The organism is Halorubrum sp. AS12 (assembly GCF_051122765.1).
Classification (GTDB): Archaea; Halobacteriota; Halobacteria; order Halobacteriales; family Haloferacaceae; genus Halorubrum; species Halorubrum trapanicum.
In genome coordinates, this window is sequence record NZ_CP185385.1 from 1,466,436 (window position 1) to 1,490,586 (window position 24,151).

Genomic DNA, 24,151 nt, shown 5'->3' on the forward strand with positions numbered 1-24,151 from the left:
CGCCGCCGCGAACGCCGTCACATGCCGATCGTCGCCGTCGACGACACCGACTCCCGCGAGCGCGGGATGTGCACGACGTACGTGGCGACGCGGATCGCGGAGCGGCTCGCGGACGCCGGCGCCCGAGTCCGCCGGCGGCTCCTCGTCCGCCTGAACCCGGCCGTGAAACACAAGACGCGGGGAACGCCGCGGTCGCGCTCCACGTCTCCGGCGTCGACGCGGAGCGGGCCGAGGCGGTCGCCGTCGAGGCGGTCGAGGCGTTCGCCGCGGCGTCGGACCCGCGGACCTCGCCCGGCGTCGTCGTCGCCGACCGCGATGTCGACGGCGACCCGTTCGACCCGACCGGGGCACCGATTCCCGAGGCGGTCGCCGCGTTCGCCCGGCGCGCGCTCCGCGAACGACTCTCAGTCGCCGAAGCGGTCGAGTTGGCCGACGAACACGGGTTCCGACACGCCGCGGTCGGCTCGGCCGGCGGTGCCGACGGGGCGGACGAGGCCGGGGCGGTCGCGGGACGCGGGCGGATCGGCGCGCTCGCGGCGGTCGGCGCGCCGGCCGCGTTCGACGACTGGACGTTCGAGCGCATCTCCTACCGCGAACTCGACCGCTGCGGGACGCCCCGCGAGGTCGACGCCGAGAGCGTCTTCGCCGCCGCCGACGAGGGGTACCCGGCGGTCTGGGACACCGTCGACCGGGAGACGGGCGCCGCCGTCTGCGTCCCGAACGCCCCCGGCCCGATCCTCCACGGGATCCGCGGCGACGACGCGGCCGCGTGCCGGGCGGTCGCGGCCGCGATCGACGGCGAGCGGGTCGACCGCGCCGCGACGTTCCTGACGAACCAGGGCACCGACGCCCACCTCGCCCCCGGGCGGATCGGAGACCTCCGCGACGGCGCGGGCTACCGCGTCGCGGGCGTGGTGGCGAGCGCGCCGGAGACGAAACAGGGGGACACGTCCGCGTCAACGTCGCAAGCGACGCCGACCTGGTCGACGACGGCGCGGACGGCGAACCCGACGCCCGAGACCCGCTCCGCGCGGTCGCGTTCGCGCCCACCGGCCGGTTCCGGGACCGGATCCGGGCGCTCCGACCCGGCGACCGAGTCACGCTCTGCGGCGAACACGAGGTGCGAGCGGACGCGGACGGACCCGAAAGCACCCTGAAACTGGAGAAGTTCGCCGTCCGCGACCTCGTCCGGACCGCGCCCGCGGTGCCGACCTGTCCGGACTGCGGGCGCTCGATGTCGTCTGCCGGGAGAGATCAGGGATACCGGTGTCGCGACTGCGGGACGAGCGCGCCGGGGAAGGTCGAGGAGCCGATCGAGCGCGACCTCGAACCGGGGTGGTACGAGGTCCCGCCGAGCGCGCGCCGCCACGTCGCGAAACCCCTCGTCCGCGGCGGGTTCGACGCGCCGATCCACCCGGAGCGGTGAAGTGTTCCGGGCGAGAGCGGACGGACGTGACCGGAATCGTCTTCCACGCGACGGAGCGGCGCGACGCCGTCGTCGAGTTCTACCGCGAGCGGCTGAACGCGACGGTGCGGCTCGAACAGCCCGACTGTACGATCCTGGAGTTCGACGACTTCCTGTTCGGGTTCTGCGAGCGCGAGGCGGCCGACGACTGCGGCATCCTCACCTTCGTCTACCCGGACCGTGAGGGGGTCGACACCGCAAGCGACCGGCTCGGGGACGCGGTCGTGACGGGACCGCGAGAGAACGAGACGTATGACATTTACCAGTGTTTCGCCGAGGACCCGGAGGGCCGGACCGTGGAGTGTCAGGTCTTTCTGGACGACGGCGTCGACATCGAGTAGTCGTAGTGCTACTCGTCGAGGGCGCAGTAGTCGTAGTGTTACTCGTCGAGGTCGCGTTCGTCGCGCCACGCGGCCGCGCGCTCCGCCGCGGCCTCGCGCTCGTCGAACCGCACCCGCTCGTAGGCCGACTCGTCGGCCGCCTGCTCCATCACGTCGAGGCGGACGACGAAACCGCCGCTCGCGCGCTCCCGGAGCCTGACGGTCGCGTACCCGTCCGACCGCTCCCACTCGGTGACCGTGCCGTCCTCGCGCTCCAGCGACCAGCTCATACCCGGCCGGACGCGCCCCGCGGCTAAAGCGATGGGGTTCCGGGGCGCGCAGATCCGCGCCCGCCGCCCGCGCCCGCCGAGTTCAGTCGCCCGCACTCGGTGAACGGTCCGCGCTCGACGACCGCTCGGCGTCCGGCGTGGCGGCGTAGCCGCACACCGGACAGACCACGTAGCCGAGCGAGTCGTACGGGACCGACGTCGAGGGGGCGGTCACGTCGCACTCGGGGCAGTCGAACGTCGCGGCGTTCTCGGTCAACATGGTATTACATACCACATTGATAACCTTAGTTATGCGCCGCTTTCGGCCCCCTCAAGGCCATCCTACTTATATACCGAGACCGAACTCCGGCGCGTGACCGACGACGCACACGCGGGCGGGTCGGCGGAGAGAGCGTCGACCAAACCGCACGAGCGACGACGCGAGCGAACCGCGCAGCGGCTCGACGCGGTCGACGCGGCGGGGCTGGTCGCGTTCCCGAGCCGTAACCTCGAATACCTCACCGGCTTCGCCGAGGAACCCGGCGAGAGACACTTCTTCCTCGTGCTCCCGGCCGCAAGCGCGAGCGACCCGGAGCCGGCGCTGCTCGTCCCGGCGCTGTACGAGACGCAGGTCCGAGAGGCGACGAGCGTCGCGGAGATCCGGGCGTGGAGCGACGGCGACGACCCCGTCGCGGCGACGCGCGAACTGCTCGCCGACCGGGGACTCGACGGGGGACGGCTCCTCGTCGACGACACCATGTGGGCGCGGTTCACGCAGGACCTCCGCGCGGCGGCCCCGGACGCGACGTGGGGGCTGGCGAGCGAGGCGCTCGCCGACCTCCGAGTGCGGAAAGACGACGCGGAGTTGGCCGCGTTACGCGAGGCGGCCACGGTCGCGGACGCCGTCGTCGGCGACCTCCGCGAACTGGGGGCGGACGCGGTCGGCATGACGGAGGCCGCCCTCGCCGACTGGATCGCGGACCGACTGGCCGAGCGCGGCGGGCGCGGCGTCAGCTTCGAGACGGTCGTCGCGGCGGGCGAGAACGGCGCGAAGCCCCACCACGGCCACGGCGACCGAGAGGTCCGGGCGGGCGAGCCGGTCGTCCTCGACTTCGGGACGCGCGTCGACGGCTACCCCTCCGACCAGACGCGGACGCTCGTCTTCGACGGGGCACCGCCCGAGGAGTACGCGGAGATCCACGAGGTCGTGCGCGAGGCGCAGGCGGCCGGGGTCGAGGCGGTCGAACCGGGCGTCCCCGCGTCGGCCGTCGACCGCGCGGCGCGAGCGGTGATCGAAGCGGCCGGGTACGGGGACGCGTTCGTCCACCGGACCGGCCACGGCGTGGGGCTGGACGTCCACGAGGAGCCGTACCTCGTCGCGGGCAACGACCGCGCGCTGGAGCCGGGGATGGTGTGCTCCGTCGAGCCGGGAGTCTACCTCGACGGGCGGTTCGGCTGTCGGATCGAGGATCTCGTCGTCGTCACCGAGGACGGCTGCGAGCGCCTGAACCGGACCGACCGCGGCTGGGAGTGAACCGGACCGACCGCGGCTGGGAGTGACGGGCGCGAGACCGACGGGTCGGCGTCGAGTGGACGGCGGAGAACGCGACGCAAAGCGCGGAGACCGGCGTGCCGATCGTCGACACGCGAATACGGGAGTCGTGTGCCTGCGCCCCCAACCGGAAATTACGGCCGGATAATATAACAGTATTACCGAATTATTTTGGGTGTGTTCGCACAGTCGGACCGAGACTTGGGGGCATCCTCGCGGGGACGCGAGGGCTTGGCGACGGCGCGAGCGGCATCGAAACCATTAGTGTCGCCCGAGCGGAACCGCGACGCATGAGCGACACCGATGCGGACGAAGGGGACGAGGAGGCGGAAGCGGAGCCGGCCGTCGAGCTGGGCGAGGGACCGGACGTGGCCGGCGAGCCGGTCGCCCGCGTCGCGTCGCGGCTCACCTGGCCCGCGACGCGCAGCGACGTCCGCGAACAGGAGGGCGACGCCGAGCTCCGGACGCCCAACGGTCCCCGCGCGCTCGACGACGTGCTCGCGGAGAGCGAGGTCCCGCTGTTCGAGAGCCGGAGCGAGTTCGTTCAGGAAGTCGAAGAGGTCGTCGGCCGCGGTCCCGTCGCGACCGAGTAGGCCGGGGCACCTCCCCGACCGCGCCCGGCGCGGACTTTTTACTCGGCCGGCGCGGAGGGCGACCATGACGATTCCGTTCGACCCGCACGAGCTGGACCCCGAGGAGTACGGCGAGACGCGAGCGACGCTCTCGACCGACCACGAGTCGGCGATCGAGCGCGTCCGCGAGGTGTGCCTCGACGAGGGGTTCGGGATCCCCGTCGAGTTCTCGCCCTCGGAGCTGCTCAACGAGAAGGTCGACGCCGACCGCGACCCGTACTACGTCCTCGGCGCCTGTAACCCGTCGATGGCGAACCGCGCGCTCGACGCGACGGACGGCCGGATCGGCGGGCTGTTCCCCTGTAACATGATCGTCCGCGAGGTCGAACCCGGCACGCAGGAGGTGTACCACGTCTCGATCATGAAGATCGCGCGGCTGCTCGGTCTCCCGGTCGACGACGAGGAGATGGACGCGATCATCGACGACACCGGCGAGATGGTCGACGCGGTCTTCGTCAAACTGGAAGAATAGACGACTGCCGACCGCGACGCTATTTATAAATGAACGCTGCGACGACGAGAGTGATATATAAATTGGCGGTGGCGCGTGCCGACGAGCGCCCAGAGGGCGCGAGTCGCACGCGCGAGGGAGTCGGCCGACCGAAGGGAGGCCGACGAGGCTGGGGAGGCGTGAGGTGCTGTGCGGAGCGGGGCGGGACTCAAAGGGGCAGTCGGGAGGGCGCGGTAGGCGTTCACGAGAGCCAAGCTCTCGTGAGCCAATCAGAACGCTTTGCGTTCTGATGACGACGTAAGCACCGCAGCGAAGGAGCGTCAGCGACTGAGCGAGGAGCACAGCGAGCGTACCGCGCCCTCCCGGCTGGGGCTTTGGAGGTGTTCACCGTCGATTCGCTATTGATCACTTATAAAAGAACATCGAGAGCGGCGCAGGCGCTCACCCCACGAAGATCCTACCCGCCCGCCCCGACCTCATCCGACGCGTCGCGCTCCAGCCACGAGGTCGCGATCGACTCGAACGGCGCGGAGTACCCCATCAGCGTCGTTCCCAGCACCGCCATCACGAGCACGTAGCCGACCGCGAACGCGTTGATCGTCCCCGCGAGCGCCGGGTCGAACGTCCCCGCGTTCGCGCCGGTGACCGCGACCGTCGCGATGATCAGCGAGAACTCGCCGCGGGTGGTCATCCCGAGTCCGACCCGGGTCGACCGCCGCACGTCGAGGTCGAACGCGCGTCCGGCGAGGTAGCCGGTGATGACCTTCGTCGGCGTGGTCACGACGACCGCGAGCGCAACGAGGGCCGCGACGTCGGCGAACAGCGCGGGGTTCGTGACGAGTCCGATCCAGAAGAAGAACACCGCGGCGAACACGTCCCGGACCGGCTCCAGAATCGTCTCGATCGTATGCGCCTGGTCGGTCGCGGAGAACGCCATGCCGACGAAGAACGCCGCGACCGCCTCGCTGACGCCGAGCGCGAGCGCCGCGCCGGCGACGAACACGACCGTCGCCACGGCGCGCAGCACCACGAACTCCCGGTTGTCGGTCGCGACCAGCCGGTCGAAAAGCGGGGTGCCGAACTGGACGACCGCGAGCAGTCCGAGGATGAACCCGAGCGCGATTCCCACGTCGGTCGCGGCCGCGGCGACGTCGCCGCCGCCGAGCACCAAGGCGGACGCGACCGAGAGGTAAACGGCGATGAACAGGTCCTCGTACACCAGGGTTCCGAGCATCGGCTCCGCCTCGTCGTTGGCGATCCAGCCGAGGTCGATGAGCGACTTCGTTATCACCGCCGACGAGGAGATGTAGACGATCCCCGCGACCAGGAACGCCGGGAGGAACGCGCCGAAGACGAGCCAGCCGAGGACGAGTCCGGCCCCGAAGTTCGCCAGGTCGATCGTTCCCGCGGTCCCGATCGGGCGCCATCGGGCGAACAGCCGGTCAAGGTTGAACTCCAGCCCCAGGAAGAAGAGGAGGAAGACGATCCCCAGCTCCGCCCCGAGCGAGATGAACTCCGTCTCGGGGACGTAGACGGTTCCCGCGACCGGGAGCGTGACCCGACCGAGGACGAACTCCCCGAGCAACATCCCGACGAGGATGTACGCGGGGATCACGGACTGCCCGAGGCGGTTCGCGACCGCGCCGGCGACCGCGACCGCGACGAACATGACGCCGACATCGAGCAGCGCCACTACCGATCACCCCCGACGCAGTCGATCGCGTCGGTCGAGGCGACCGTGGTGACCGGGACGACCGGGGCGAGCGAGTCGGACGATTCGGGCGAGTCCGACGGTACGGGCGGGGCGGGCGAGTCGGCTCCGAGGGAGCCGCCGCTCATTCGGTGAGGATCTCCTCGAACGCCGCGCAGTTCTCGCGGGTGCCGACCCCGATGAGGGTATCGCCCTCGCGGAGGGTGGTCCCGGCGCCCGGGCTGTCGAGCACCTCCTCCCCGCGCTGGATGGCGACGATCGCGAGGCCGGTCCGGTTACCGATGTCGGCGCTCTTCAGCGTCTCGCCGACGAGCGGGGACCCCGGAGGTAGCTCGTACCACTCCAAGAGGATTCCACCGGGGAGCGTCGTCTCTTGGGTGTCCGGCTCGAACGGCTGGAAGTGCGCCCCCTCGATGATCGACCCGATCGTCCGCGCGAGGTCGTCGGAGAACTCGAACGCCTTCTCGGAGTCGGCATCCGGGCCACTCCGCCGGAACACCTCTCGCTTTCCGGTGTTGTGGATGACGACGATCATCTCCTCGCCGCCGCCCAGTTCGATCTCGAACTTCTTCCCGACCCCCGGAAGGTCGGACTCGGTGATCGTCATACGGACACGTGCGACCCCACGGTAATATGTCTGTACGTCGGGCGGGAGTCGCGCCCGGATCAGTCCGAGGTCCCGATCAGTCCGAGGCCCCGATCAGCCCGAAACCGCGTCCGACGGGCGTCAGCCGCGCACCAAACGCTAAGTGGGGTGGGTTCGAGGGAAGCGGTATGTGGCGCTCCCGAGGGAGTCGGGACCGGCGGACGGTGGTCTGTATCGCGTGCGGAGACTCGGTGTTGCGGGAGGACGCACGCGAGTACGACAAGGAGGGCGACCGCTGGAACCGACGCGACAAGGAGTTCGAGTACCTCTGTGCCGATTGCGACGACGAGATCTCTCACCAGCCCCGCGACGGACTCGAATCGCTGATCTGCTCGATCGAGTCGGACGAGCAGTCAACCGGGGAGTTCCTCGACCGCTACGTCGACGCCGTGGCGAGCGACGCCGCCGATCGAACCGGGACGGACGGCGCGGGGGAACGACCGGACCGCGACCGCTTCGGCCGCGACCGTTCCGACCGCGACCGTTCCGACCACGACCGCTCCGACCGCGATCGCTCCGACCGCGATCGCTCCGACCGCGACCGCTTCGACCGCGACCGATAATTCTACCTGTCGGGGCTCGGTATCCCGACCGTACGTATGGACGCCCTCCACGAAGTAGCCGCGGCTTCCCTTCCCGTTTCGAGCGCGGTCGGCGCCGCCGACCCCGTTCCGACCGTAATCGGTGCCGCCGCGCTGGTCCTCGGACTCGTGTTCCTCGCGTACGGCGCGAACGGGGCCCTCGACGCGGTCCGGGTCCTCCGAACGACCGCGACCGGTCCGTCCGGACTCGACGGCGCGGAGCGGCGGATTCGGGTCACTGGCCGGGCGGCGGCGGTCGACGAGGAAACGCTTCCGTCGCCGTTCGGCGGCGACGCGTGTCTCTGCGTCGACTACGACGTCTCCGAGTTCCGCAGCCAGGGGAAGGGGCAGTCGTGGGTCACGATCGACGGAGGCGAGGCCGGGGTCCCCTTCCGCGTCGACGACGGCGGGACCGGGGTCCGCGTCGACCCCGCGGCGGCGACGTTCTCGTTCGAGGTCGACGAGAAGATCAAGCTCGACGCCGGCGAGGAGCCGCCGGAGCGCGTCCGGGGGTTCATCGACGCGGTCGACGAGGTCGACGCCACCGAGACGGGGTACGAGATTGGCCCGCTCACGATCGGCGACGATCCGCGGCGCCGGTACGTCCAGCGGACGCTCCGCCCGGGCGACGAGGTGACGGTCGTCGGCGACAGCGAGGCGTTCCCGGACGCGCCCGTCGGCGAGGTAAAATCGCGGATCGCGGGCGGGGACCCGTTCGTCGTCTCGGACGCGAGCGCGCGGCGGACCGCGCTCCGACTGGTCGGCGGGTCGGCGGTTCCGGTCGTCCTCGGCGCGGTCGCGCTCGCGGTGGCGGGGCTGGCGCTGTCGCCCGTGGTGGCCGCGCTCGTCTGAGATTCGGTGTTCGCGAACCCCGCACTCGGCTGTGCGCCGAGCGCTCGTCTCCCCGCCCGACAGGCTCGTCTCCCCGCCCGACAGGCCTTTCTAACGGACCCGCGTTGGTGGAGGTATGTCAGACGACGAGCCGAAGCCCGGGTCCGCCGAGGACCAGGGCCCCGTGACGATCACGCCGGAGCTCGCGGACCGACTCGCCGAGAAGCGCGAGGAGCTGTTCGAGGAGTTCGAGATCCGCGACGAGTTCCCGAGCGAGGTCCTCCGCGAGGCGGAGGCGCGGACCGAGGGCGTCTACGAGGAGATCGAAGCCGAGATCGACGAGCGCGAGGACCTCCGCGACCTCACGACGTGGACCACCGACCCGGTCGACGCGCAGGACTTCGACGACGCCATCTCGATCAAACGCGAGGAGGGCGCCTACCGGCTGTGGGTCCACATCGCCGACGTGACCCACTACGTCACCCCGGACACCGCGATGTGGGAAGAGGCGGTCGAGCGCGCCAACACCGTCTACCTGCCCGACTACACGATCCACATGCTCCCGCCGGTGCTCGCCGAGACCGTCTGCTCGCTCGTCCCCGACGAAGACCGGCTGGCGCACACCGTCGAGATGGAGATCGACGAGGAGACCCTCTCGTTCGAGGACATCGACATCTACAAATCCGTCATCAACTCGGACGAGCGGCTCACCTACTCGGAGTGTGAGAACCGCCTCGAAGACCCCTCGCTCCCGCTGGGCGAGGAGAACACCCTCGCGTTCGAGCTCGCGGACCGCATCCACGAGCAGCGCAAGGCGGACGGCTCGCTCGTCTTAAACCCGCGCCGCGACCGCGCGCACACTATCATCGAGGAGTCGATGCTGAAGGCGAACAAGGCGGTGACGCACACGCTGATGTGGGACCGCGGCGTCGAGGCGATGTACCGCGTCCACCCGCAGCCGACCCCCGACCAGTGGAACGAGGCGCTCAAGGAGATCCAGGAGCTGGACGGCGTCTCCATCCCCGGCGACGCGTGGGGCGACGATCCGCGGAAAGCGGTCAACGCCGCCCTCGAAGAGTCGCCCGAGCGCCAGCTCAACAAGATCCAGCGCGCCGTGCTGAAGGTGATGCCTCGCGCGAAGTACATGAACGACCCGTTCGGGGGCCACCACGCGCTCAACTTCGACATCTACGGCCACTTCACCTCGCCCATCCGACGGCTCTCCGACACGATCAACCACTGGATCGTCCACGAGAACGACGTGCCCGAGAACCTCCTCGAGCTCTGCGACCACGCCAGCGACAAGCAGAAGGACGGCGAGACCGCCGAGCGGCTCTACAAGCAGTTCCTTCAGGAGGAGGGTCTCGACCCGCACGCGGTCAACAACCGCGGCGTCGAAGTCGTCGAGAACCCCGAGGAAGCGAAGCACACGGCATAGGGCACCGTCCGCGGAGCCAGCCCGCCGGGTCGGTTCGCCGGGCCGCTCAGTAGGCGCGGTTCGCGCCGACGCCGACCGCGTCGGTCTCGATCGCGTCGATCACAGCGACGAGGTGTACAGCAGCAGGCCGACGGCGACTATCGAGACGAGTAGGATCCATCCCACCATGATAGCCCCCATCTGACGGTGCGTGAGGTTCGTTCCCTCGAGTATCTCGGAGATGCCCATACGACGCCAAACTTACTCGGAGTATATAAGCGGACTGGGTCCGGGAGTGGTCGATCGGGACCGGAAAGTCCGTGCCGAGCCGATACCGGTCACGGGCGGAAGGCGATCGATTGCGGCTTTGCGCCGCTCACGACGTTGCTCGCGGCGCAAAAACACGGACTCGCGGGGGTCCCGCGAGCGAACGGAGTGAGCGAGTGGGACCAAGCGAGGGAACGACTGAACGACCGAAGGGAGTGAAAGAGTGGACTCGCGGGGGTTCGATCGACCCGCGCGGTAGAACCCACCGACGGCGCGGCCCTCATTGGCTCACCTCGCGAATGATACGACGGCGAACTTCCATGCGTTCGCGCTCCGACCGCTTGTCGTAGTGCTTCTCAAGCACGTCCTGTGTCACATCCATGCGGTCACTCACCACCTCGCGCGGGTACCCACCGTTCAGGTCCCGCGAAATCGCTCCCTTGCGAAGCGGGTGCGGAGAGACCGAGGACGGACACTTACTCGCAGTCTTCTGATCTGTCGCCTCGCACTCCTCGACGGCGCGATCGTGGGGACACTCGCCCCAAACACATGGGCGAGTCACTCGGTAGACCGTCTCGCGGATCGAGGTCTTCGACAGTCGACCGTACCTGGAAGTGAACATCGGGCGACGGCCGCCGTCGTCGAGCTGATCCTCGCGCGTCGTCGCGAGGTAATCCTCGATGACCGCCGCGACCTCCGGCCGTAGCCACACGTCGCGCTCGCCACGTTCGCCGTTTTTGAGAGGTGTCGACGGGGGACGGTGGCGAATCTGTATCGCCGGTTCGTCACGGTCGTAATCTTCCACGTCGAGCGCGTACGCTGCGCCCGAGCGCATCCCCGTTTCCCACAGCAACAGGAAGATCACGTGATCCCGACTCGCGTATCGGAAGGTGTCGAGCGCATCGAGAATCTCGCGGGCACGATCGTCTCGAAGCACCTCGTCGTTGACCTCGTCTCCGTCGCTGAGGTTCGGCATCGGAACTGACTCGCGGAGGCCGTCACTCACAGCGTCGATTCCCGCCCAGAAGTCGAGTGCGACCCGGAGCGTCGCGAGGTGATTCTTCAGAGTGACATTCTTGACCGATCCCTTCCGCCGGTTGAAGAACCGGAGAACTTCCCGGCCGGTCAAGTCGTTCAGGTTGTCGATTTCCCGATCCTCACAGAACTCGACGAACGGTTTCAGCCGATACTTGTGGTTCTGCCGGGTGTGATCCGCGATTTCCTCACTCCGACTTTCGAGATACATCTCAACGCCTTCCTGCGGCGAGAGGGGTTCGAGATCTTCGCTCACGCTGACCCCTCCGTATTCTTGGAGACCATCGATTCTGACCGATGGACGGGTATTAAAAAGAGAAGATCCTGACGCGGGCAGTGAAACTGAAAGTGGTCGAGTCCGGCGATTGTGTTGCGGTTCCTCAGTCGATCGGGGATTTCAAATCCCGGCGCGTAGTGGTCGAACATGGCTTTCGTGCTTGCTCACGGAAGCCCACGCGGACCCGCTGTCCCAGCAGCGGGGTCCGCTTTTGCGAACAATGGGACCCATCGGTAGCGACGGGTCCGCGAGAGTGCTTCCGTATCTGCTACAGAAAGACGGTCGTTACTTAATAGTTAGCCCATATAGGCTGTATCTAAGCCTATACAAGATATATTTCGTTCACACCCTACACAACTAACAGAACGCATACGAGATATTTTGGCAATGCGACCAACTCCAAGCTGGATGACAATGACGGACGTGATCATCTTGGAGTTTCTCGACGATCACGATCTAGAACTATCTCCGAAGCCGCTGTATCGTAATCTAACACGTCATGGCCACGATATAGGGTATTCAACCATCCGTGGACGGGTACGCGAACTCAAAGCTCGGGGAGTCCTGGATAAGGATAACGATGGATACTATGAAATCACCGAACGTGGTAGCGCTTTTCTCGCCGGAGAACTCAACGCAACTGAGTTGGAGAATAATCCATGAGTACCGTTGAAATCCTGTCTCTCGCTTTTGGCGCTGGTGCCCTTCTTTTAGCTGGGTATTCCCGATATAAACAGAGCAAGTCTGAATCTCGGCAACAAGAATTAATGCAAAAACAGGAACGGCTGGAAGACAGGATTGAACGTAAAGAAGAACTTCAGGAATTAGCAGATAAGATCTCAGATGTATCTGATTGGTTGTCTGAGCTTGAAAGCGGGATGTACGCACTCTCGCTCATCAGCCAAAAGAATGAGCAGTATCCCTCAGTGGACCGTATCTGGTGGAATCGAACAGTCCAACTTTGTAAGGATGCACTAGCCTACCGGCATTCTGTCGGCTATTTCCCTGCCTTTTCGCTTTCTGTACACTATTTTGGAGAAATGGGTGAAAAGATACCTGTTGAAGATTCCCGGGAGGCTATTCAAACGCAGCAAAGGCCGAGAATGCCAGCAATCGTATTAGAAATTGATGATGATGTAGATCATCTGCCCGAAGAGCAATCATTCACATTCCTACACGAATCTCTTGATGGATTGGGAAAATACAGACAGAGAAAAGCAAAAATTTCCGAAGAAGATTGGAATCTTTTTAATGAGTTTTCATCAATTACCCCGGAACAGATTGAAGACCTTCTGGACGATATTGCTGTGAGTTTGTTTTCAGAGGCGATTGAATCAGGCCCGAAAATAGAATTCGATCCAGAAGAGTTTGAGACGGTTGAACAGATGGCGGCATACATTTGCTCAGATACGATAGCGTACGAAGGACTTGACGGTGACTTAGAGGAGATGAGAGAACTAATAGAAGAGCTGGAGACTGTAGAAAAAGAGATCCGGCTTACCAGTTATTCATAGCTCAATAGTCAACTTGAGACTGGTTCGACGGCTCATTTATACCACATCGTATGTACGGGGGCCTCGATTCCGTCGTTCTAGGGTAACTGAACCGGTCCATGTTGAAGTGACACGGACGGATCGACCACGATCACCGCGGCTGCCACCCGCAACCTAACCGATTTCTATGTACCTCAAGTGCCGATCGCGCCGAGCGAAGTACATAGATCGCGGATCATGAATACATCCACGTCGGACCCCACGGGGTCGCGTCGAGAACCAGCTTCCGGCGGGTTTCACGCTCTCCCGACGAGTTCGTTCAGCGATTGTACCTCTCCGCCTTCTGGGAACCGAACGAGGTACGATCCATCGCCAACGCGCTGAACGTGCGCCTCGGCTTCTTTGATCGATCCATCCTCGGCGACAAGTCCGTCGAGCTTGAGGTGCTGCTTGTCGATCGTCACAGTTCCGCTCCCGTCGCGGTCAACGAGACTTTTGAAGCCCATCGACCCTCGCAGGCACGGTGGTTCACTTAAAGATATCTCTGAGTGACACTCGGGGACCGAAACATGGTATTAGCGAGGCTATTTCAGATTGAATTAGTGAATATGGGTGCCGAAATGTCGAGATTACCTGAATGAGTCGAACACGTGAATAGACAGACCGCAATACGATTCGCCGATTCATTCACCCGCCCGCCCGGCGCATACCTCTGTTTATACGCGTGTAATCTCGGTGTCAAGCCTGAATCCGTGGGGGCCACGTGGCTGGGATTCGGTTGAGGTTTGTTCGTCGGCACCTGTCGGCGCAGCGATCAACCGCAACCCAAACGAAGATCTTGGCTCTGTTGAAATCCTTAACAGCAGATAGGATCGGCGTGCGAGATTCAGAGGGTGAATATCGCAGGGAAGTTTTAGCAGTTAATCGGGAACTCGAAAAAGAGGTTTTCTTGCCGAGACCCCTTCCAATCCATCCGCTGTAGGATCTTTTCCGACTGATCGCAGAACCTGTCTTTTGACATATTCCGCTCGTCACTATCCCGGCGCGTCAAGAGATACAGTGGAAAGTTTGGTGGTTCAATCGTGAACTCATTCGGTGTCCCTTCAAGCTCCTGTCGTGTTCGCTCTAGTAATACTGTAGCACCTTTATCGAATAACAAGATGCTTGAGATCTCTTCATATTTCCCAAGAGCGATGCGAACAGATTTCTCCCCGGCATCGGGTACACCACTGTTGGGCGCGCCTGGGATGTTCACCCGGTTCGGATAGGCGATTTCACCGTCTTGGACGTAATCCAAGATTCTTTCTGCGGATTTTCGTAACCAGTGAGAGTCGCCGTTTCTGGCTTTATCTCGAATTTCACGGAAACACGTCCATGTTGTACTGACGGCGATTTCGGAGAATACCATATCCGCATACTCCTCAATACAAGCGGCTAGCCCGATCAAGGCTGAAGAATCCGCGAGAATCGGTTGAACTGTCATCCGTTCACTTGGTAAACTCTTCGGGATCTAACGACGCATACTCACGTGACTGCATATTGGACCGGATGCTTTCGAGTGCCGCGTCAACAGCTTCGGCATCTGGATCAATAGGGCTATCAGCGTCAACCGTAATTGACTGCTCCGGCATTGTAGGTACCAACTCGGCGTCTTCGCAACTTTTTCTGAGCGCTTGTAGCTCGCCAGTGTAGTTCTTTTCTAACGAATCCAAATCATTGACGGCCCCACCGATCAGATCACGCCTACTGGGACCGCTCGCAGTTTTTTCGGAAATACCGAGCGAGACGTACTTCCACGCGTGCGAATAATAGAACTTGAGTAATCGCCTGAATTTTTGAAACTGTTTCTGGGATAGGTCAGTTGCTTGACTGTCCAGATTGATGACAACCTGTCGGAGGAGATCTGTATACGCCGTGAGTGCGTTCTCTTCATCATCCTCAACATGGCTGTTTAGGAGAATCTGGAGATCCAAATCCCGCAGTTCTTCTTCAACGGTGTCCAAGCACTCAGCAGAGTTCTCGTTGAACTCCTCGGCACCCATGTCTAGTATTGTATCCAGAGATTTCTGTAACACTGCCGAGGCAACGTAGAGGTCCCGATATTCTTCAGGGGCGTAGCCGGTGTAGAACTCACGTAGATAGGATTTTGTTTCCTCTTGGAGAATATTCGTGAGCTCTATGTCACTCTTGAAAAAGTATCGATACTCCTCTGGAGATGGGTAGTCCCAAGAATTCCCAATGCTCGGCTCGTCAGGTGAAGGCAGATCGGCAAGCGCCTGTGGTTCAACAGCACCGACGGCGACATCGTTCTGACCACCACTGAGACTGGCACCATATTTGTACCAGCTGTATGTGATTGGGAGATCGAATTTGTCGACGGCTAAATAGAGCAGCTTGTTCAGCTTGATAGAGGTGAGATTATTGAGGTCTGCATCCTCATCATGGATCGCCACACCGAGACCATCCATGATATCAATAAGAATCTGATTCTCTTCCCAAGGCGAAGTCATATTGATCGCTGTATACTACTCATAGAGCCTACTTGTTAAAACTACGCTTCTACGACGGTCTTTGTCACGTGGTTCAATAATTGATTCTTGTGCTGATCTGCTGAATATGTGCCCTGTATTCAGCAGAACGCTGAGGACATATCACCGGTTGAGGATTTCAACAGAGCCAAACAATTTTCGTGCGCGCCTCCGGCGCGCGGCCGGTCTCGCGAAAGCCGAGGTGGTACCTTAACTGTGTGGCCTTAGCCACACCCCTAACCGCCAACCGACCCCCCGGTGTCGGTTCGGCGTCGACGAGCAGCTTGTCGAGCCTGGATCCGCGCTTGTGTTGCGGTCGAGATCGTCGCGAACCCACCGGTCGAGAAGGTCGATCGAAGCGAAAACGGCCGCGAAAAGAGGATCTGGATAGTGTTGCCACTCACGAGGGGCCGCGCTACCGGAGCGTCTGGCCTTTCCCCCACGCACTCCGCACCGGCCGGATCTTCGGTCCTGACGCGTCGCGGTAGTGCGAGACCGCTTCTTTCAGCCGCTCCGGATCACGACCCGCACCGACCCAGTACCGCTTGAGTCGCGTCACTAACTCCGACCAGGACTCGTCGGCAAGGTTCCCCATCCGCACGCGGAAGTGTGCCTCACGCTCGTCGATGTGGATCCCGTTCGCTTGGCAGAACGCGATCAGTTCGTCCGTCCGCTCGTCGAGGGACGCACGCTCGGCGTTCTGGACCGCGTTCGCCGCGGTCCCCATCGCCTTCCGCACGCCCTCACGTGCCGCGTCGAGCGCCTCAACAACCTGCTCCGCAACGTGGTGAGACCGCAACGCCACCGACCCCTGCTCGCGAACGACCATCTCCTCGATCCTTCGGAGGCCACGCCGGACACTGTCCGGATGCCAATCGTGTTCGTCCGCGATCTCCGCCGGCGACACGTCGCCGCCGTCCGCGACGAGCGTCTTGAGCGAATCCCACTCGACCGGCGAGAGTCCGTCTGCGAGCTGACGCACGACCACGTTCCGTTGATCGCTCTCGACGCGTTCGAGGTTCAGCGGCAGCACACGCGAACGGTCGACGGTCTCCGCCTCGAAGTACGCGTCGTCGACGAACGTGCGACCACTACCCGGTCCGTCGTCGTCAAGCGGCTGTGTGGGGAGCCCCGACTCGTTCAGCGTTGCGAGGATCGCCTCTTCGAGTTCGTCGGTGATCTCCGCGTGATCGACAGGCCGGAGCGTCTCATCCCACCGGCTCGACTGATACGACGCCTCGACCTTCGGGTGCGCGAGCGGGTGATCGTCCGGGAGAGACTCGGCGTTTCGCGCGTAGTAGTGCTTGAACTCCTTCGGAATCCGGTGATCGGGAAACGCCTCGCGGACCCGCTTGGGCCCGAGCGTCACCGTGTGGTAGTAGCCGGCGCGCTCCGTGTCGTCCTGTACGAGCTTCCGGTATCCAGACCGGTCGCTTTCGAGTAGGTGACCCATCCGCGCGAGCGGCCCCTCGCGAGAGTGGATCGCACCGGATACGTCCCGGTCGAGTCGGACGTACCGCGCCGCGTCGATCACGACGCTGTACTCCTCACGACGGTCTGTGAAGTACATCGGATCGAGTGTCACCGCGCCCGCCGCCCGATGAATCACCGTCTCGATCTCGTCGAACTCGACGTTCGACGCGTTCACCCGGACGTTCACCGCATCACCGAGATCCCACAGCGGCCGCGCGACCGAATTCCCTTCTTTTGATTCGAGTCCGCGCCACCGCGGCTGGATGAGCGCCTTCACCTTCCGCTCACCAACTTCGTCGTTCGCGACTGCGTTCAACCGGAACTCGCGCAGTGTGTCGAAATCGACACGCGTCCCGTCTGGTGTCTCGCCACCGTCCGGCGGCGCGAGCCCGGACTCCTGGTAAGAGAGGGTGACCAGCCACTCTTCGCCGTCGAGCGTGAAGCTCCCGCGCCGACTTCCGGTCGCGTCGACGAGCCGCGCAGCGCCGAACCACGCCCCGAGTCCCGAGTACACGTAGTTCGCCATGTACTCGTGTGGGGCCGTCTCGACCGCTTTCATCGCGAGCGGCCCTCGCGGTTGAGGTAGCAGCCGGCGCACTCGACACGACGATCGCGAGCGCGGACGGACGGGCGCTCGCGCCCGCACGTCTCACAGGCGCGGCTCACGCAAACACCACCACCAGGTTCACCGCGGCGACCGCGGCGCCGATCGTCGCGATCCCAAGCCCAATCCACCCGGGCGCCTCCAGGGCGGCGGCGGCCGTCGGCCACGCACCGCAACACAAGCCGACGACTGCGAGCATCGCAACCACCGCGGGCAACTCGCCCATCGCAAGCAACTCGCGGACGACCGGGTTCGCTTCGGCGTGCGGCCCGACCGCTCGGGCCGCGAGGATCGTCGTCGCCGCGTCGAGAACGCCGTGCGACGTGAAGATCGCAGCGGCCTCACCGTGCCGGTTCCGGGTCACGCGGACCGCCCCCGTTCGGCGTCGCGCTCCCAACGGAGCCGGGCGGCGTCACGGACGTGCTGCCGGGGCCCGCGAGCCGGGTCGTACAGACAACTCGCGCGGACGAACGGGCTCATCCAGACAGCCCTCCGTCCCACGGCTCGCCGGCGTTGCGTGCGGGGCTCGTTTGCGGATCCGGCGTGTCAACATCTTTCCCGGCCGCGCTCCCCTCGCAGATCCGCACCCACGAGTCGCACTCAGGGCACCGGTGCGCGAGATCCTCCCCGTCACCGTGGACCCGACCGAAGTTCGCCGGAAGGTGCGCACCACAGTGCAGACAGGTACTTCGGCCACCGTCGGGGTCGAGTCGGTTCACCGCACCACCCCCGTTTCACTACGAACGAGTCCAGACGGCGTCCGGGTGCGTCGAGAGTTGCGGTGAACTCTCTCAGCGATGGGAAGCGACGCTACATATACTAGCGAGCTAAACCGGCACGAGAACGCGCGAGACCCAACTCTCTGGTCCTGCGGAGTTGAGTAAAATTCAGATGGACTCGCGGGGATTTGAACCCCGGGCCTCTTCCTTGCGAAGGAAGCGATCTGCCGCTGATCTACGAGCCCGCATCACGAAGCAATCGCCGTTCGTATTTGTACCTTACCTTTCGGCGACCGGTGCGAGAGTGGCTCCCACCCGCTAACCGAACCGATTCGGTAGATCACCGGAGACACCGCGAAGCCGGCCGGCACCGACGGGGTTAGGTACCCGGCGAAAGAACGCTCTGGTCAGGCGGTCTTCGGTCGGTCCCCTCCCAAATAACGTTTCTGAGACGCGTTCCATATCCGTTACCCTTTTGCCCGCGGACGACCGAGCGTCTCGTATGTCAGACGCGACGGCGACCGACGCGAACGCCGACGTGGACCCGGCCGCGCTCGCGGCCCTCAAACACGTCGGGCTCGTCGGCGGTCTCTCCGAGACGAAGGTGTCGTGCGCGGCGCTCGGCGACCGGCTCGACGCCTCCACGCAGACCGCCTCCCGACGCCTCCAGACGCTCGAATCCGCGGGCTACGTCGAGCGCGACGTGGTCAGCGACGGACAGTGGGTTCGGGTGACGGACGCGGGCGAGGCCGCGCTCCGGGCGGTGTACGCCGACTACCGCCGGCTGTTCGAGTCGGATGTCGAACTCGCGCTCCGCGGGTCAGTCACCGGCGGGATGGGCGAGGGACGCCACTACATCACGCTGCCGGGGTACGCCGAGCAGTTCCGCGAGCGACTCGGCTACGACCCGTTCCCGGGCACGCTCAACGTGAACCTCACCGAGGAGAGCGTCCGCCGCCGCGGCGAGATGGCCGGTATCGACGCCGTCCCCATCGACGCGTGGGAGGGCGAGGACCGCACCTACGGCGCGGCCACCTGCTACGGGGTCACCCTCGTCGCGGGCGACGAGCGCTACGAGGAGGTTCACGCCATCGTCCCCGATCGGACCCACCACGACGACGACCAGCTCGAACTGATCGCGCCGGACCGCCTGCGCGACGCGCTCGACCTCGACGACGGCGACGGCGTGGAGGTCCGCGTCGAGCCGACGACCCGCGCGGACGACCCCGAGTCGACCGCTGTCGAGACGGAGGTCGCCTGATGCGCGCCGACATCGACCCTGACCCGAAAACTGGCGCGGGCGAGGACGCCGAGTCGGCCGAAACCGCCGAAACCGCCGATTCCGTCGAGCGCGCGCTCGACGCCTTCCGGGTCGGCAACCCCGTCTGCGTCCACGACTTCGCGGACCGCGAGGGCGAGACGGATATCGTCTACCCTGCCGGCGCGGTCGACGAGACCGCGGTCGCGCACATGCGCAACGACGCCGGCGGGCTGATCTGCGTGGCCGTGAGCGACGCGGTCGGCGACGCGTTCGACCTCCCGTTCCTCGCCGACGCTATCGACCACCCCGCGGTCGACGACGACCCCGACTACGACGACCGCTCCTCCTTTTCGCTCCCCGTGAACCACCGCGAGACGTTCACCGGGATCACCGACGCGGACCGCGCGAAGACCATCGTCGAGGTGGCGAACGCCGCCGGCCGCGTCCGCGACGACCCGATCGGCTACGGTCCCGAAGACTTCGCGGCTGAGTTCCGCGCGCCAGGTCACGTCCACGTGCTGCGCGGCGACCGCGACGGCCTCGCGGGACGGACCGGCCACACCGAACTCGGCCTCTCGATGGCCGAGGCGGTCGACGCCGCGCCCGCCGCCGTGGTCTGTGAAATGCTCGACGACGAGACCGGCGACGCGCTCGCGCCCGCCGACGCCGCCGCCTACGCGGCCCGCCGCGACATCCCCTACGTCGAGGGGGCGGCTCTCGTCGAGGCGCTTAAATAATCGACTGCCGCTGCGGTCGGCGCGCGCCTGCGAGCGGTCGCCCCCGGCGGCCGCGAGCCAGCATGCGCGAGGGAGTCGCGAACGCCCGCAGGGCGTGAGCGACGAGGCTGGGGAGGCGTGAGGCTGCGGTCTCGCGAGCGACCGCAGGGAGCGAGCGGGAGCACGGAAGTCGCAGCCCGCGCAGCGAAGCGAGCAGGAACGGCTTCCGGCGGTGCTGTGCGGGGCGGGACTCAAAGCCCCAGTCGCGAGGACAGCGCAGGCGACGCAAGCACTGGAAGGAGCGAACGAAGTGAGCGACTGAAGCGCGCAGCGAGCGTGCGCTGTCCTCGCGACTGGGGCTTTGGAAGTGTTCTCCGCCGATCAGTGGTTGAGTATTTATAAATGAGCGGCTGGGGCTTTGGCGGTGTTCGCCGTCGATCCCTCAGTGGACTCGGATCTCTGTTTCCTCGCGGCAGTCCCCGACTGGTTGTTACAGTTTTAAGCCCGCCGACCGCAACGCTCGACTATGGGATTCGACGAGATGGATGTCGACACGATCTGGAAGAACGGGGAGTTCCTCGACTGGGAGGACGCGACGACCCACGTTCTGACCCACGCGCTCCACTACGGGAGCGGCGTGTTCGAGGGCGTTCGCTGCTACGACACGGATCAGGGGCCCGCCGTCTTCCGGTGGGAGGAGCACCTCGACCGGCTGTTCGACTCCGCGAAGATGTACGACATGGACATCGAACACTCCCGCGAGGAGATCACCGAGGCCACGCTCGAACTCCTCGACCGGCAGGACCTCGAGTCCTGTTACATCCGGCCGATCGCCTACTACGGGTACGACACGCTGGGCGTCTCGCCGAAGGACTGCCCGACCGACCTCGTGCTCGCCGCGTGGCCGTGGGGCGCGTACCTCGGCGAGGAGGCGCTCGAAGACGGCGTCGACGTGATGGTCTCCTCGTGGCGGAAACACGCCTCCTCGCAGGTGCCGACGAACGTGAAGACGACCGGCCTGTACGTCAACTCGATGCTCGCGGGCGAGGAGGCGCGCCGCAACGGCTACGTCGAGGCCATCGTCCTCAACAAGGAGGGCAACGTCGCGGAGGGGCCCGGCGAGAACATCTTCATGGTCAACGACGGCGAGATATACACCACCGGGCCGGCCCAGTCCATCCTCGAAGGGATCACCCGCGACACCGTGATCACCCTCGCGGAGGAGCGCGGCTACGAGGTCCACGACGAGGCCGTCATCTCGCGCGGACAGCTGTACACCGCCGACGAGCTGTTTTTCACCGGCTCCGCCGCGGAGGTCACGCCGATCCGCTCGGTCGACGACACCGAGATCGGCGCGGGCACCCGCGGCCCGGTGACCGAGGAGCTCCAGAGCGCCTTCTTCGACCTGGTCGAGCGCCGCACGGACGACCACGACGAGTGGTTCACCTACCTGTAGCCCGCGTCACCAGCTTTCCTCGATCCGCGCCGCCGACTCTCCCTCGAACCGCTACTCGCCGGAACCGCTTCCCTCGGCTGCCGACCCCTCCGCGTCGCCCGGGGTCCCGTCGGTGCGGACGTGTCCGTAGCCGTCGGGGGTCCCGGTGCCGTCGCCCTCCGTCGGGTCCTCCTCGTGAACGGGGACCTGATGGGCCGACTCCGCGAACCCGGCGGAGAGGACCCGCGTCATCCCCTCCTCGACGGTCTCGCCGGTCTCCTCGATGCGCTCCGGCTCGACCTCGATGACGAATCCGGTGGTGATGTTCGGCGCGGTCGGCATGAATAAGACGATCTTGCCGTCGCGGGTCTTCTTCCCGGTCCGGAAGGCGGTCATCCGGATCCCGGGCCACGTCTCGATGTACACCGGGCTCTGAAGCTCGTCGGTGCCGGAGATGGCCGTCTCGATGGCGAGCTTCGAGGCGTTGTACACCACCCGAAGAGCCGGAATTCGGTTTATCGTGTCGTCGACTGCCGCCTCCGCCAGCCGGCCGAGCGTGGTCCGCATGAAGTACCCGACCGCGAGCACGACCGTCGCGAACACCGCGAACGCGATGACCACCCGGGAGACGGGTTCTAAGGGTCCCGGAATGATCGTCGGTTGGAGGTCCTCGATGAGCGGGATCGACGCGATGTACTGGTAGATCCAGCGGAGGACGAGCAGTAGAACGAGGAGCGGCGCCAGCACGATGAGGCCGCTGGCGAAGTCGCGTTTCCACGTGGACATCTATCGCATTGGTATGCGTGGGCGACCCTTAAGAGGGCTTCCACGCGGCGACGATGCCGGGAGTGGATCCCTCCGCGACGACGGACCGGGGTCCGCTTCCGCAGCTACCGTCCCAACACCGCCCGGAGCGCGAACGTCAGGTTCTCCTTGCGCTCGCGGACGCGCCGGTAGAAGTACGAGAGCCACTTGTCGCCGTACGGCGCGTACTGGTACACGTCGACTCCCTGCGCGGCGAGGTCCCGCTGCGCGTCCTCGCGGACCCCCATCAGCATCTGGACCTCGTAGTCGGCGCCGTGCTCGCGCGCGAGGCGGTCCGCCAGCGAGATCATCTCGGGGTCGTGGCTGCCGACCGCGATCCCGCGGTCGCGGCGCTCGAAGAGGGAGGTCAGGTCGTCGCGGTACGCCTCGTCGACGCGCGCCTTGTCCGTGTACGCGATCGACGACGGCTCGTCGTAGGCGCCTTTCACCAGTCGGATCTTGCCGGGGACGTCGACGAGGCGGTCGAGGTCGTCGGCGGTGCGTCGGAGGTTCGACTGGATACACTGGCCGACGCTCCACGGGTAGTCGGCGGCGATAGACTCGAATGCGTCGAGGGTGGCGTCGGTGGTGTCGGCGTCCTCCATGTCACACCAGACGAACGCGTCGAGCTCGTCGGCGCGGGCGACGATCTCGCGGTAATGCTCCTCGAACAGATCCGCCGAGACGTCCATCCCGATCTGGGAGGGCTTCACCGAAACGCAGGCGTCGAGACCGCTGTCGGCGACCTCGTCGAGCAGTTCGAGGTACGCGTCGGCGTCCGCGCGGGCGTCCGCGGGGTCGTCGTAGTGTTCGCCGAGCAGGTTCAGGATGACCGCGACGCCGTCCTCGTTCGCGGCGCGAGCGTGGTCGAGGGCCGCCGGAACGCTCTCGCCGGCGACGAACTGCCGGGCGATCGGGGGGATCATACTGAGAGTTGCGGACGGGGCGAACTTTACGTTTGGCGACTCGGCGGCGGTGGCCGCGAAACCGTCGCCGGAGCGACGGCGAACCGTCGGCACGGATCCGGAACCGTCGACACGGATCCGGGGTTTATAACACTCCGGGCGCCGCCCGTGAGGACATGATCGGTGCGCTCGTCGCGACCGCGTTCTGGGCGATGCTCCCGGCGTACGTCCCGAACAACGCCGCGGTGCTGGCCGGCGGGGACGCCCGATAGACGGCGGCCGCGAGTGGCGCGGCGCGCGGCTGCTCGGCGACGGGAAGACATGGCGCGGCACCGCGGTGGGGACCCTGGTCGGCGTCTGCCTCGCGCTCGGACTCAACGCGCTCGCGGAGCCGACGAGCACCGCGGTCGGCGTCGACCTCCCGACGTTCGCGCTCCCGGCCGCGTTCGCGCTCGCGTTCGGCGCGATGTGCGGCGACATCGGCGCCTCCTTCCTCAAGCGGCGGTCCGGCCGCGAGCGCGGCGCCGCGTTCCCGGGACTCGACCAGCTCGACTTCGTGGTCGGCGCGCTGGGACTCGCCTTCGTCGTCGACACCGACTGGGCGCTCGCGGTGTTCACGCCGCACGTCCTCGCCGTCGTCCTCGTGATGACCCCCGTCCTCCACGTCGTCACGAACGTCGCGGCCTACGCGCTCGGCGTCAAGAACGAGCCGTGGTGACCGGGGTCGGAATTCCGTTTTCGACTTGATACCCATCTGGA

Annotated in this window: 27 protein-coding genes, 1 tRNA gene and 2 pseudogenes; 14 read left to right on the top strand and 16 right to left on the bottom strand. The window is 65.5% G+C overall.

The genetic code is table 11. The features are described from left to right. The first annotated feature begins 21 nt into the window (after positions 1-21). Both ACODNG_RS07390 and ACODNG_RS07395 read left to right on the top strand, forming a co-directional pair. Positions 22-1,426 (top strand): annotated as a pseudogene (locus ACODNG_RS07390) (TiaS agmantine-binding domain-containing protein). Between the two features lie 26 nt (positions 1,427-1,452). Continuing rightward, the gene (locus ACODNG_RS07395; protein ID WP_434520798.1) at positions 1,453-1,806 is read left to right on the top strand and encodes a VOC family protein; all 354 of its coding nucleotides are present in this window, start codon (positions 1,453-1,455) and stop codon (positions 1,804-1,806) included. Between the two features lie 38 nt (positions 1,807-1,844). Here ACODNG_RS07395 and ACODNG_RS07400 read toward each other — a convergent pair whose 3' ends face one another. Further along, a complete protein-coding gene (locus tag ACODNG_RS07400; protein WP_434520799.1) occupies positions 1,845-2,075 on the bottom strand; it encodes a DUF7543 family protein in 231 nt (76 codons plus the stop codon). An 82-nt stretch (positions 2,076-2,157) separates the two neighbouring features. Further along, positions 2,158-2,334 carry a hypothetical protein gene (locus ACODNG_RS07405; protein ID WP_434520800.1) on the bottom strand — a complete coding sequence of 59 codons (177 nt, stop codon included), beginning with the start codon at positions 2,332-2,334 and terminating at the stop codon, positions 2,158-2,160. A 93-nt stretch (positions 2,335-2,427) separates the two neighbouring features. Here ACODNG_RS07405 and ACODNG_RS07410 point away from each other — a divergent pair, with 93 nt between their 5' ends. From ACODNG_RS07410 to ACODNG_RS07420, 3 genes are all read left to right on the top strand, one after another. Continuing rightward, positions 2,428-3,588: an aminopeptidase P family protein gene (locus ACODNG_RS07410; RefSeq protein ID WP_434520801.1), complete on the top strand. Its 1,161-nt coding sequence runs from the start codon at positions 2,428-2,430 to the stop codon at positions 3,586-3,588. Between the two features lie 308 nt (positions 3,589-3,896). Next, complete coding sequence (locus ACODNG_RS07415) at positions 3,897-4,199, top strand: DUF5789 family protein (protein WP_434520802.1); 303 nt, start codon at positions 3,897-3,899, stop codon at positions 4,197-4,199. A 64-nt stretch (positions 4,200-4,263) separates the two neighbouring features. Next, positions 4,264-4,710 carry a DUF302 domain-containing protein gene (locus tag ACODNG_RS07420; RefSeq protein ID WP_434520803.1) on the top strand — a complete coding sequence of 149 codons (447 nt, stop codon included), beginning with the start codon at positions 4,264-4,266 and terminating at the stop codon, positions 4,708-4,710. 436 nt (positions 4,711-5,146) lie between these two features. Here the strand turns inward: ACODNG_RS07420 and ACODNG_RS07425 are convergent, their stop codons facing one another. From ACODNG_RS07425 to ACODNG_RS07435, 3 genes are read right to left on the bottom strand one after another with little or no spacing between them, the layout of a single operon-like run. Further along, the gene (locus ACODNG_RS07425; RefSeq protein ID WP_434520804.1) at positions 5,147-6,382 is read right to left on the bottom strand and encodes a cation:proton antiporter; all 1,236 of its coding nucleotides are present in this window, start codon (positions 6,380-6,382) and stop codon (positions 5,147-5,149) included. Continuing rightward, the gene (locus ACODNG_RS07430) at positions 6,382-6,528 is read right to left on the bottom strand and encodes a hypothetical protein (RefSeq protein WP_434520805.1); all 147 of its coding nucleotides are present in this window, start codon (positions 6,526-6,528) and stop codon (positions 6,382-6,384) included. The genes ACODNG_RS07425 and ACODNG_RS07430 overlap by 1 nt, the downstream gene beginning before the upstream one ends. Then, on the bottom strand, positions 6,525-7,007 hold the full coding sequence (locus ACODNG_RS07435) for a cation:proton antiporter regulatory subunit (RefSeq protein ID WP_434520806.1): 483 nt from the start codon (positions 7,005-7,007) through the stop codon (positions 6,525-6,527). Before ACODNG_RS07435 ends, ACODNG_RS07430 begins: the two co-directional genes overlap by 4 nt. A 167-nt stretch (positions 7,008-7,174) precedes the next feature. Here ACODNG_RS07435 and ACODNG_RS07440 point away from each other — a divergent pair, with 167 nt between their 5' ends. The 3 genes from ACODNG_RS07440 (at position 7,175) to ACODNG_RS07450 (ending at position 9,896) form a co-directional block, all read left to right on the top strand. Beyond that, on the top strand, positions 7,175-7,609 hold the full coding sequence (locus ACODNG_RS07440; RefSeq protein ID WP_434520807.1) for a DUF7562 family protein: 435 nt from the start codon (positions 7,175-7,177) through the stop codon (positions 7,607-7,609). Positions 7,610-7,645: 36 nt separating this feature from the next. Continuing rightward, the gene (locus tag ACODNG_RS07445; RefSeq protein WP_434520808.1) at positions 7,646-8,479 is read left to right on the top strand and encodes a hypothetical protein; all 834 of its coding nucleotides are present in this window, start codon (positions 7,646-7,648) and stop codon (positions 8,477-8,479) included. 115 nt (positions 8,480-8,594) lie between these two features. Next, positions 8,595-9,896: an RNB domain-containing ribonuclease gene (locus tag ACODNG_RS07450; RefSeq protein ID WP_434520809.1), complete on the top strand. Its 1,302-nt coding sequence runs from the start codon at positions 8,595-8,597 to the stop codon at positions 9,894-9,896. Between the two features lie 99 nt (positions 9,897-9,995). On the opposite strand, the gene ACODNG_RS07455 is transcribed toward ACODNG_RS07450, so the two are convergent. Together ACODNG_RS07455 and ACODNG_RS07460 are read right to left on the bottom strand one after the other, a co-directional pair. Beyond that, the gene (locus tag ACODNG_RS07455) at positions 9,996-10,124 is read right to left on the bottom strand and encodes a hypothetical protein (protein WP_434520810.1); all 129 of its coding nucleotides are present in this window, start codon (positions 10,122-10,124) and stop codon (positions 9,996-9,998) included. 298 nt (positions 10,125-10,422) lie between these two features. Then, positions 10,423-11,433, bottom strand: coding sequence for a tyrosine-type recombinase/integrase (locus ACODNG_RS07460; RefSeq protein ID WP_434520811.1), 1,011 nt, complete (start codon positions 11,431-11,433; stop codon positions 10,423-10,425). A 435-nt stretch (positions 11,434-11,868) separates the two neighbouring features. Here ACODNG_RS07460 and ACODNG_RS07465 point away from each other — a divergent pair, with 435 nt between their 5' ends. Both ACODNG_RS07465 and ACODNG_RS07470 read left to right on the top strand, forming a co-directional pair. Beyond that, positions 11,869-12,117, top strand: a complete 249-nt coding sequence (locus ACODNG_RS07465) for a winged-helix domain-containing protein (RefSeq protein WP_434520812.1) — start codon at positions 11,869-11,871, stop codon at positions 12,115-12,117. After that, the gene (locus ACODNG_RS07470; RefSeq protein ID WP_434520813.1) at positions 12,114-12,968 is read left to right on the top strand and encodes a hypothetical protein; all 855 of its coding nucleotides are present in this window, start codon (positions 12,114-12,116) and stop codon (positions 12,966-12,968) included. Before ACODNG_RS07465 ends, ACODNG_RS07470 begins: the two co-directional genes overlap by 4 nt. Before the next feature lie 275 nt (positions 12,969-13,243). Here ACODNG_RS07470 and ACODNG_RS07475 read toward each other — a convergent pair whose 3' ends face one another. The 7 genes from ACODNG_RS07475 to ACODNG_RS07505 form a co-directional block, all read right to left on the bottom strand. Further along, positions 13,244-13,453 carry a hypothetical protein gene (locus ACODNG_RS07475; protein ID WP_094519378.1) on the bottom strand — a complete coding sequence of 70 codons (210 nt, stop codon included), beginning with the start codon at positions 13,451-13,453 and terminating at the stop codon, positions 13,244-13,246. Between the two features lie 407 nt (positions 13,454-13,860). Further along, positions 13,861-14,355 carry a hypothetical protein gene (locus tag ACODNG_RS07480; protein ID WP_434520814.1) on the bottom strand — a complete coding sequence of 165 codons (495 nt, stop codon included), beginning with the start codon at positions 14,353-14,355 and terminating at the stop codon, positions 13,861-13,863. Positions 14,356-14,434: 79 nt separating this feature from the next. Then, positions 14,435-15,400 carry a hypothetical protein gene (locus tag ACODNG_RS07485; RefSeq protein ID WP_434520815.1) on the bottom strand — a complete coding sequence of 322 codons (966 nt, stop codon included), beginning with the start codon at positions 15,398-15,400 and terminating at the stop codon, positions 14,435-14,437. Between the two features lie 490 nt (positions 15,401-15,890). Continuing rightward, positions 15,891-17,507 (bottom strand): hypothetical protein, encoded by a 1,617-nt coding sequence (locus ACODNG_RS07490; RefSeq protein ID WP_434520816.1) that lies wholly within the window; start codon positions 17,505-17,507, stop codon positions 15,891-15,893. 103 nt (positions 17,508-17,610) lie between these two features. Beyond that, on the bottom strand, positions 17,611-17,916 hold the full coding sequence (locus ACODNG_RS07495; RefSeq protein ID WP_434520817.1) for a hypothetical protein: 306 nt from the start codon (positions 17,914-17,916) through the stop codon (positions 17,611-17,613). Between the two features lie 112 nt (positions 17,917-18,028). Further along, on the bottom strand, positions 18,029-18,271 hold the full coding sequence (locus ACODNG_RS07500) for a DUF7563 family protein (RefSeq protein ID WP_080505986.1): 243 nt from the start codon (positions 18,269-18,271) through the stop codon (positions 18,029-18,031). 173 nt (positions 18,272-18,444) lie between these two features. Next, a tRNA-Ala gene (locus ACODNG_RS07505) sits at positions 18,445-18,516 on the bottom strand. A 257-nt stretch (positions 18,517-18,773) separates the two neighbouring features. Here ACODNG_RS07505 and ACODNG_RS07510 point away from each other — a divergent pair. From ACODNG_RS07510 to ACODNG_RS07520, 3 genes are all read left to right on the top strand, one after another. Next, positions 18,774-19,532, top strand: a complete 759-nt coding sequence (locus ACODNG_RS07510; protein ID WP_434520818.1) for a DUF120 domain-containing protein — start codon at positions 18,774-18,776, stop codon at positions 19,530-19,532. After that, complete coding sequence (gene ribB / locus ACODNG_RS07515) at positions 19,532-20,269, top strand: 3,4-dihydroxy-2-butanone-4-phosphate synthase (protein WP_434520819.1); 738 nt, start codon at positions 19,532-19,534, stop codon at positions 20,267-20,269. The genes ACODNG_RS07510 and ribB overlap by 1 nt, the downstream gene beginning before the upstream one ends. 505 nt (positions 20,270-20,774) lie before the next feature. Beyond that, complete coding sequence (locus ACODNG_RS07520; protein WP_434520820.1) at positions 20,775-21,704, top strand: branched-chain amino acid transaminase; 930 nt, start codon at positions 20,775-20,777, stop codon at positions 21,702-21,704. Positions 21,705-21,755: 51 nt separating this feature from the next. On the opposite strand, the gene ACODNG_RS07525 is transcribed toward ACODNG_RS07520, so the two are convergent. Together ACODNG_RS07525 and ACODNG_RS07530 are read right to left on the bottom strand one after the other, a co-directional pair. After that, a complete protein-coding gene (locus ACODNG_RS07525) occupies positions 21,756-22,469 on the bottom strand; it encodes a DUF502 domain-containing protein (RefSeq protein WP_209545896.1) in 714 nt (237 codons plus the stop codon). Positions 22,470-22,573: 104 nt separating this feature from the next. Next, positions 22,574-23,413 carry a proline dehydrogenase family protein gene (locus ACODNG_RS07530; RefSeq protein ID WP_434520821.1) on the bottom strand — a complete coding sequence of 280 codons (840 nt, stop codon included), beginning with the start codon at positions 23,411-23,413 and terminating at the stop codon, positions 22,574-22,576. 155 nt (positions 23,414-23,568) lie between these two features. Here ACODNG_RS07530 and ACODNG_RS07535 point away from each other — a divergent pair. After that, positions 23,569-24,110, top strand: a pseudogene (locus ACODNG_RS07535) (CDP-2,3-bis-(O-geranylgeranyl)-sn-glycerol synthase). Positions 24,111-24,151 lie beyond the last annotated feature (41 nt).

Coding starts and splice junctions, on each gene's coding strand:
- ACODNG_RS07530 (WP_434520821.1), bottom strand. CDS start 23,413: ATGATCCCCCCGATCGCCCGGCAGTTCGTCGCCGGCGAGAGCGTTCCG.
- ACODNG_RS07525 (WP_209545896.1), bottom strand. CDS start 22,469: ATGTCCACGTGGAAACGCGACTTCGCCAGCGGCCTCATCGTGCTGGCG.
- ACODNG_RS07475 (WP_094519378.1), bottom strand. CDS start 13,453: ATGGGCTTCAAAAGTCTCGTTGACCGCGACGGGAGCGGAACTGTGACG.
- ACODNG_RS07520 (WP_434520820.1), top strand. CDS start 20,775: ATGGGATTCGACGAGATGGATGTCGACACGATCTGGAAGAACGGGGAG.
- ACODNG_RS07445 (WP_434520808.1), top strand. CDS start 7,646: ATGGACGCCCTCCACGAAGTAGCCGCGGCTTCCCTTCCCGTTTCGAGC.
- ACODNG_RS07510 (WP_434520818.1), top strand. CDS start 18,774: ATGTCAGACGCGACGGCGACCGACGCGAACGCCGACGTGGACCCGGCC.
- ACODNG_RS07435 (WP_434520806.1), bottom strand. CDS start 7,007: ATGACGATCACCGAGTCCGACCTTCCGGGGGTCGGGAAGAAGTTCGAG.
- ACODNG_RS07490 (WP_434520816.1), bottom strand. CDS start 17,507: ATGAAAGCGGTCGAGACGGCCCCACACGAGTACATGGCGAACTACGTG.
- ACODNG_RS07480 (WP_434520814.1), bottom strand. CDS start 14,355: ATGGTATTCTCCGAAATCGCCGTCAGTACAACATGGACGTGTTTCCGT.
- ACODNG_RS07465 (WP_434520812.1), top strand. CDS start 11,869: ATGACGGACGTGATCATCTTGGAGTTTCTCGACGATCACGATCTAGAA.
- ACODNG_RS07405 (WP_434520800.1), bottom strand. CDS start 2,334: ATGTTGACCGAGAACGCCGCGACGTTCGACTGCCCCGAGTGCGACGTG.
- ACODNG_RS07450 (WP_434520809.1), top strand. CDS start 8,595: ATGTCAGACGACGAGCCGAAGCCCGGGTCCGCCGAGGACCAGGGCCCC.
- ACODNG_RS07420 (WP_434520803.1), top strand. CDS start 4,264: ATGACGATTCCGTTCGACCCGCACGAGCTGGACCCCGAGGAGTACGGC.
- ACODNG_RS07415 (WP_434520802.1), top strand. CDS start 3,897: ATGAGCGACACCGATGCGGACGAAGGGGACGAGGAGGCGGAAGCGGAG.
- ACODNG_RS07440 (WP_434520807.1), top strand. CDS start 7,175: ATGTGGCGCTCCCGAGGGAGTCGGGACCGGCGGACGGTGGTCTGTATC.
- ACODNG_RS07455 (WP_434520810.1), bottom strand. CDS start 10,124: ATGGGCATCTCCGAGATACTCGAGGGAACGAACCTCACGCACCGTCAG.
- ribB (WP_434520819.1), top strand. CDS start 19,532: ATGCGCGCCGACATCGACCCTGACCCGAAAACTGGCGCGGGCGAGGAC.
- ACODNG_RS07470 (WP_434520813.1), top strand. CDS start 12,114: ATGAGTACCGTTGAAATCCTGTCTCTCGCTTTTGGCGCTGGTGCCCTT.
- ACODNG_RS07400 (WP_434520799.1), bottom strand. CDS start 2,075: ATGAGCTGGTCGCTGGAGCGCGAGGACGGCACGGTCACCGAGTGGGAG.
- ACODNG_RS07430 (WP_434520805.1), bottom strand. CDS start 6,528: ATGAGCGGCGGCTCCCTCGGAGCCGACTCGCCCGCCCCGCCCGTACCG.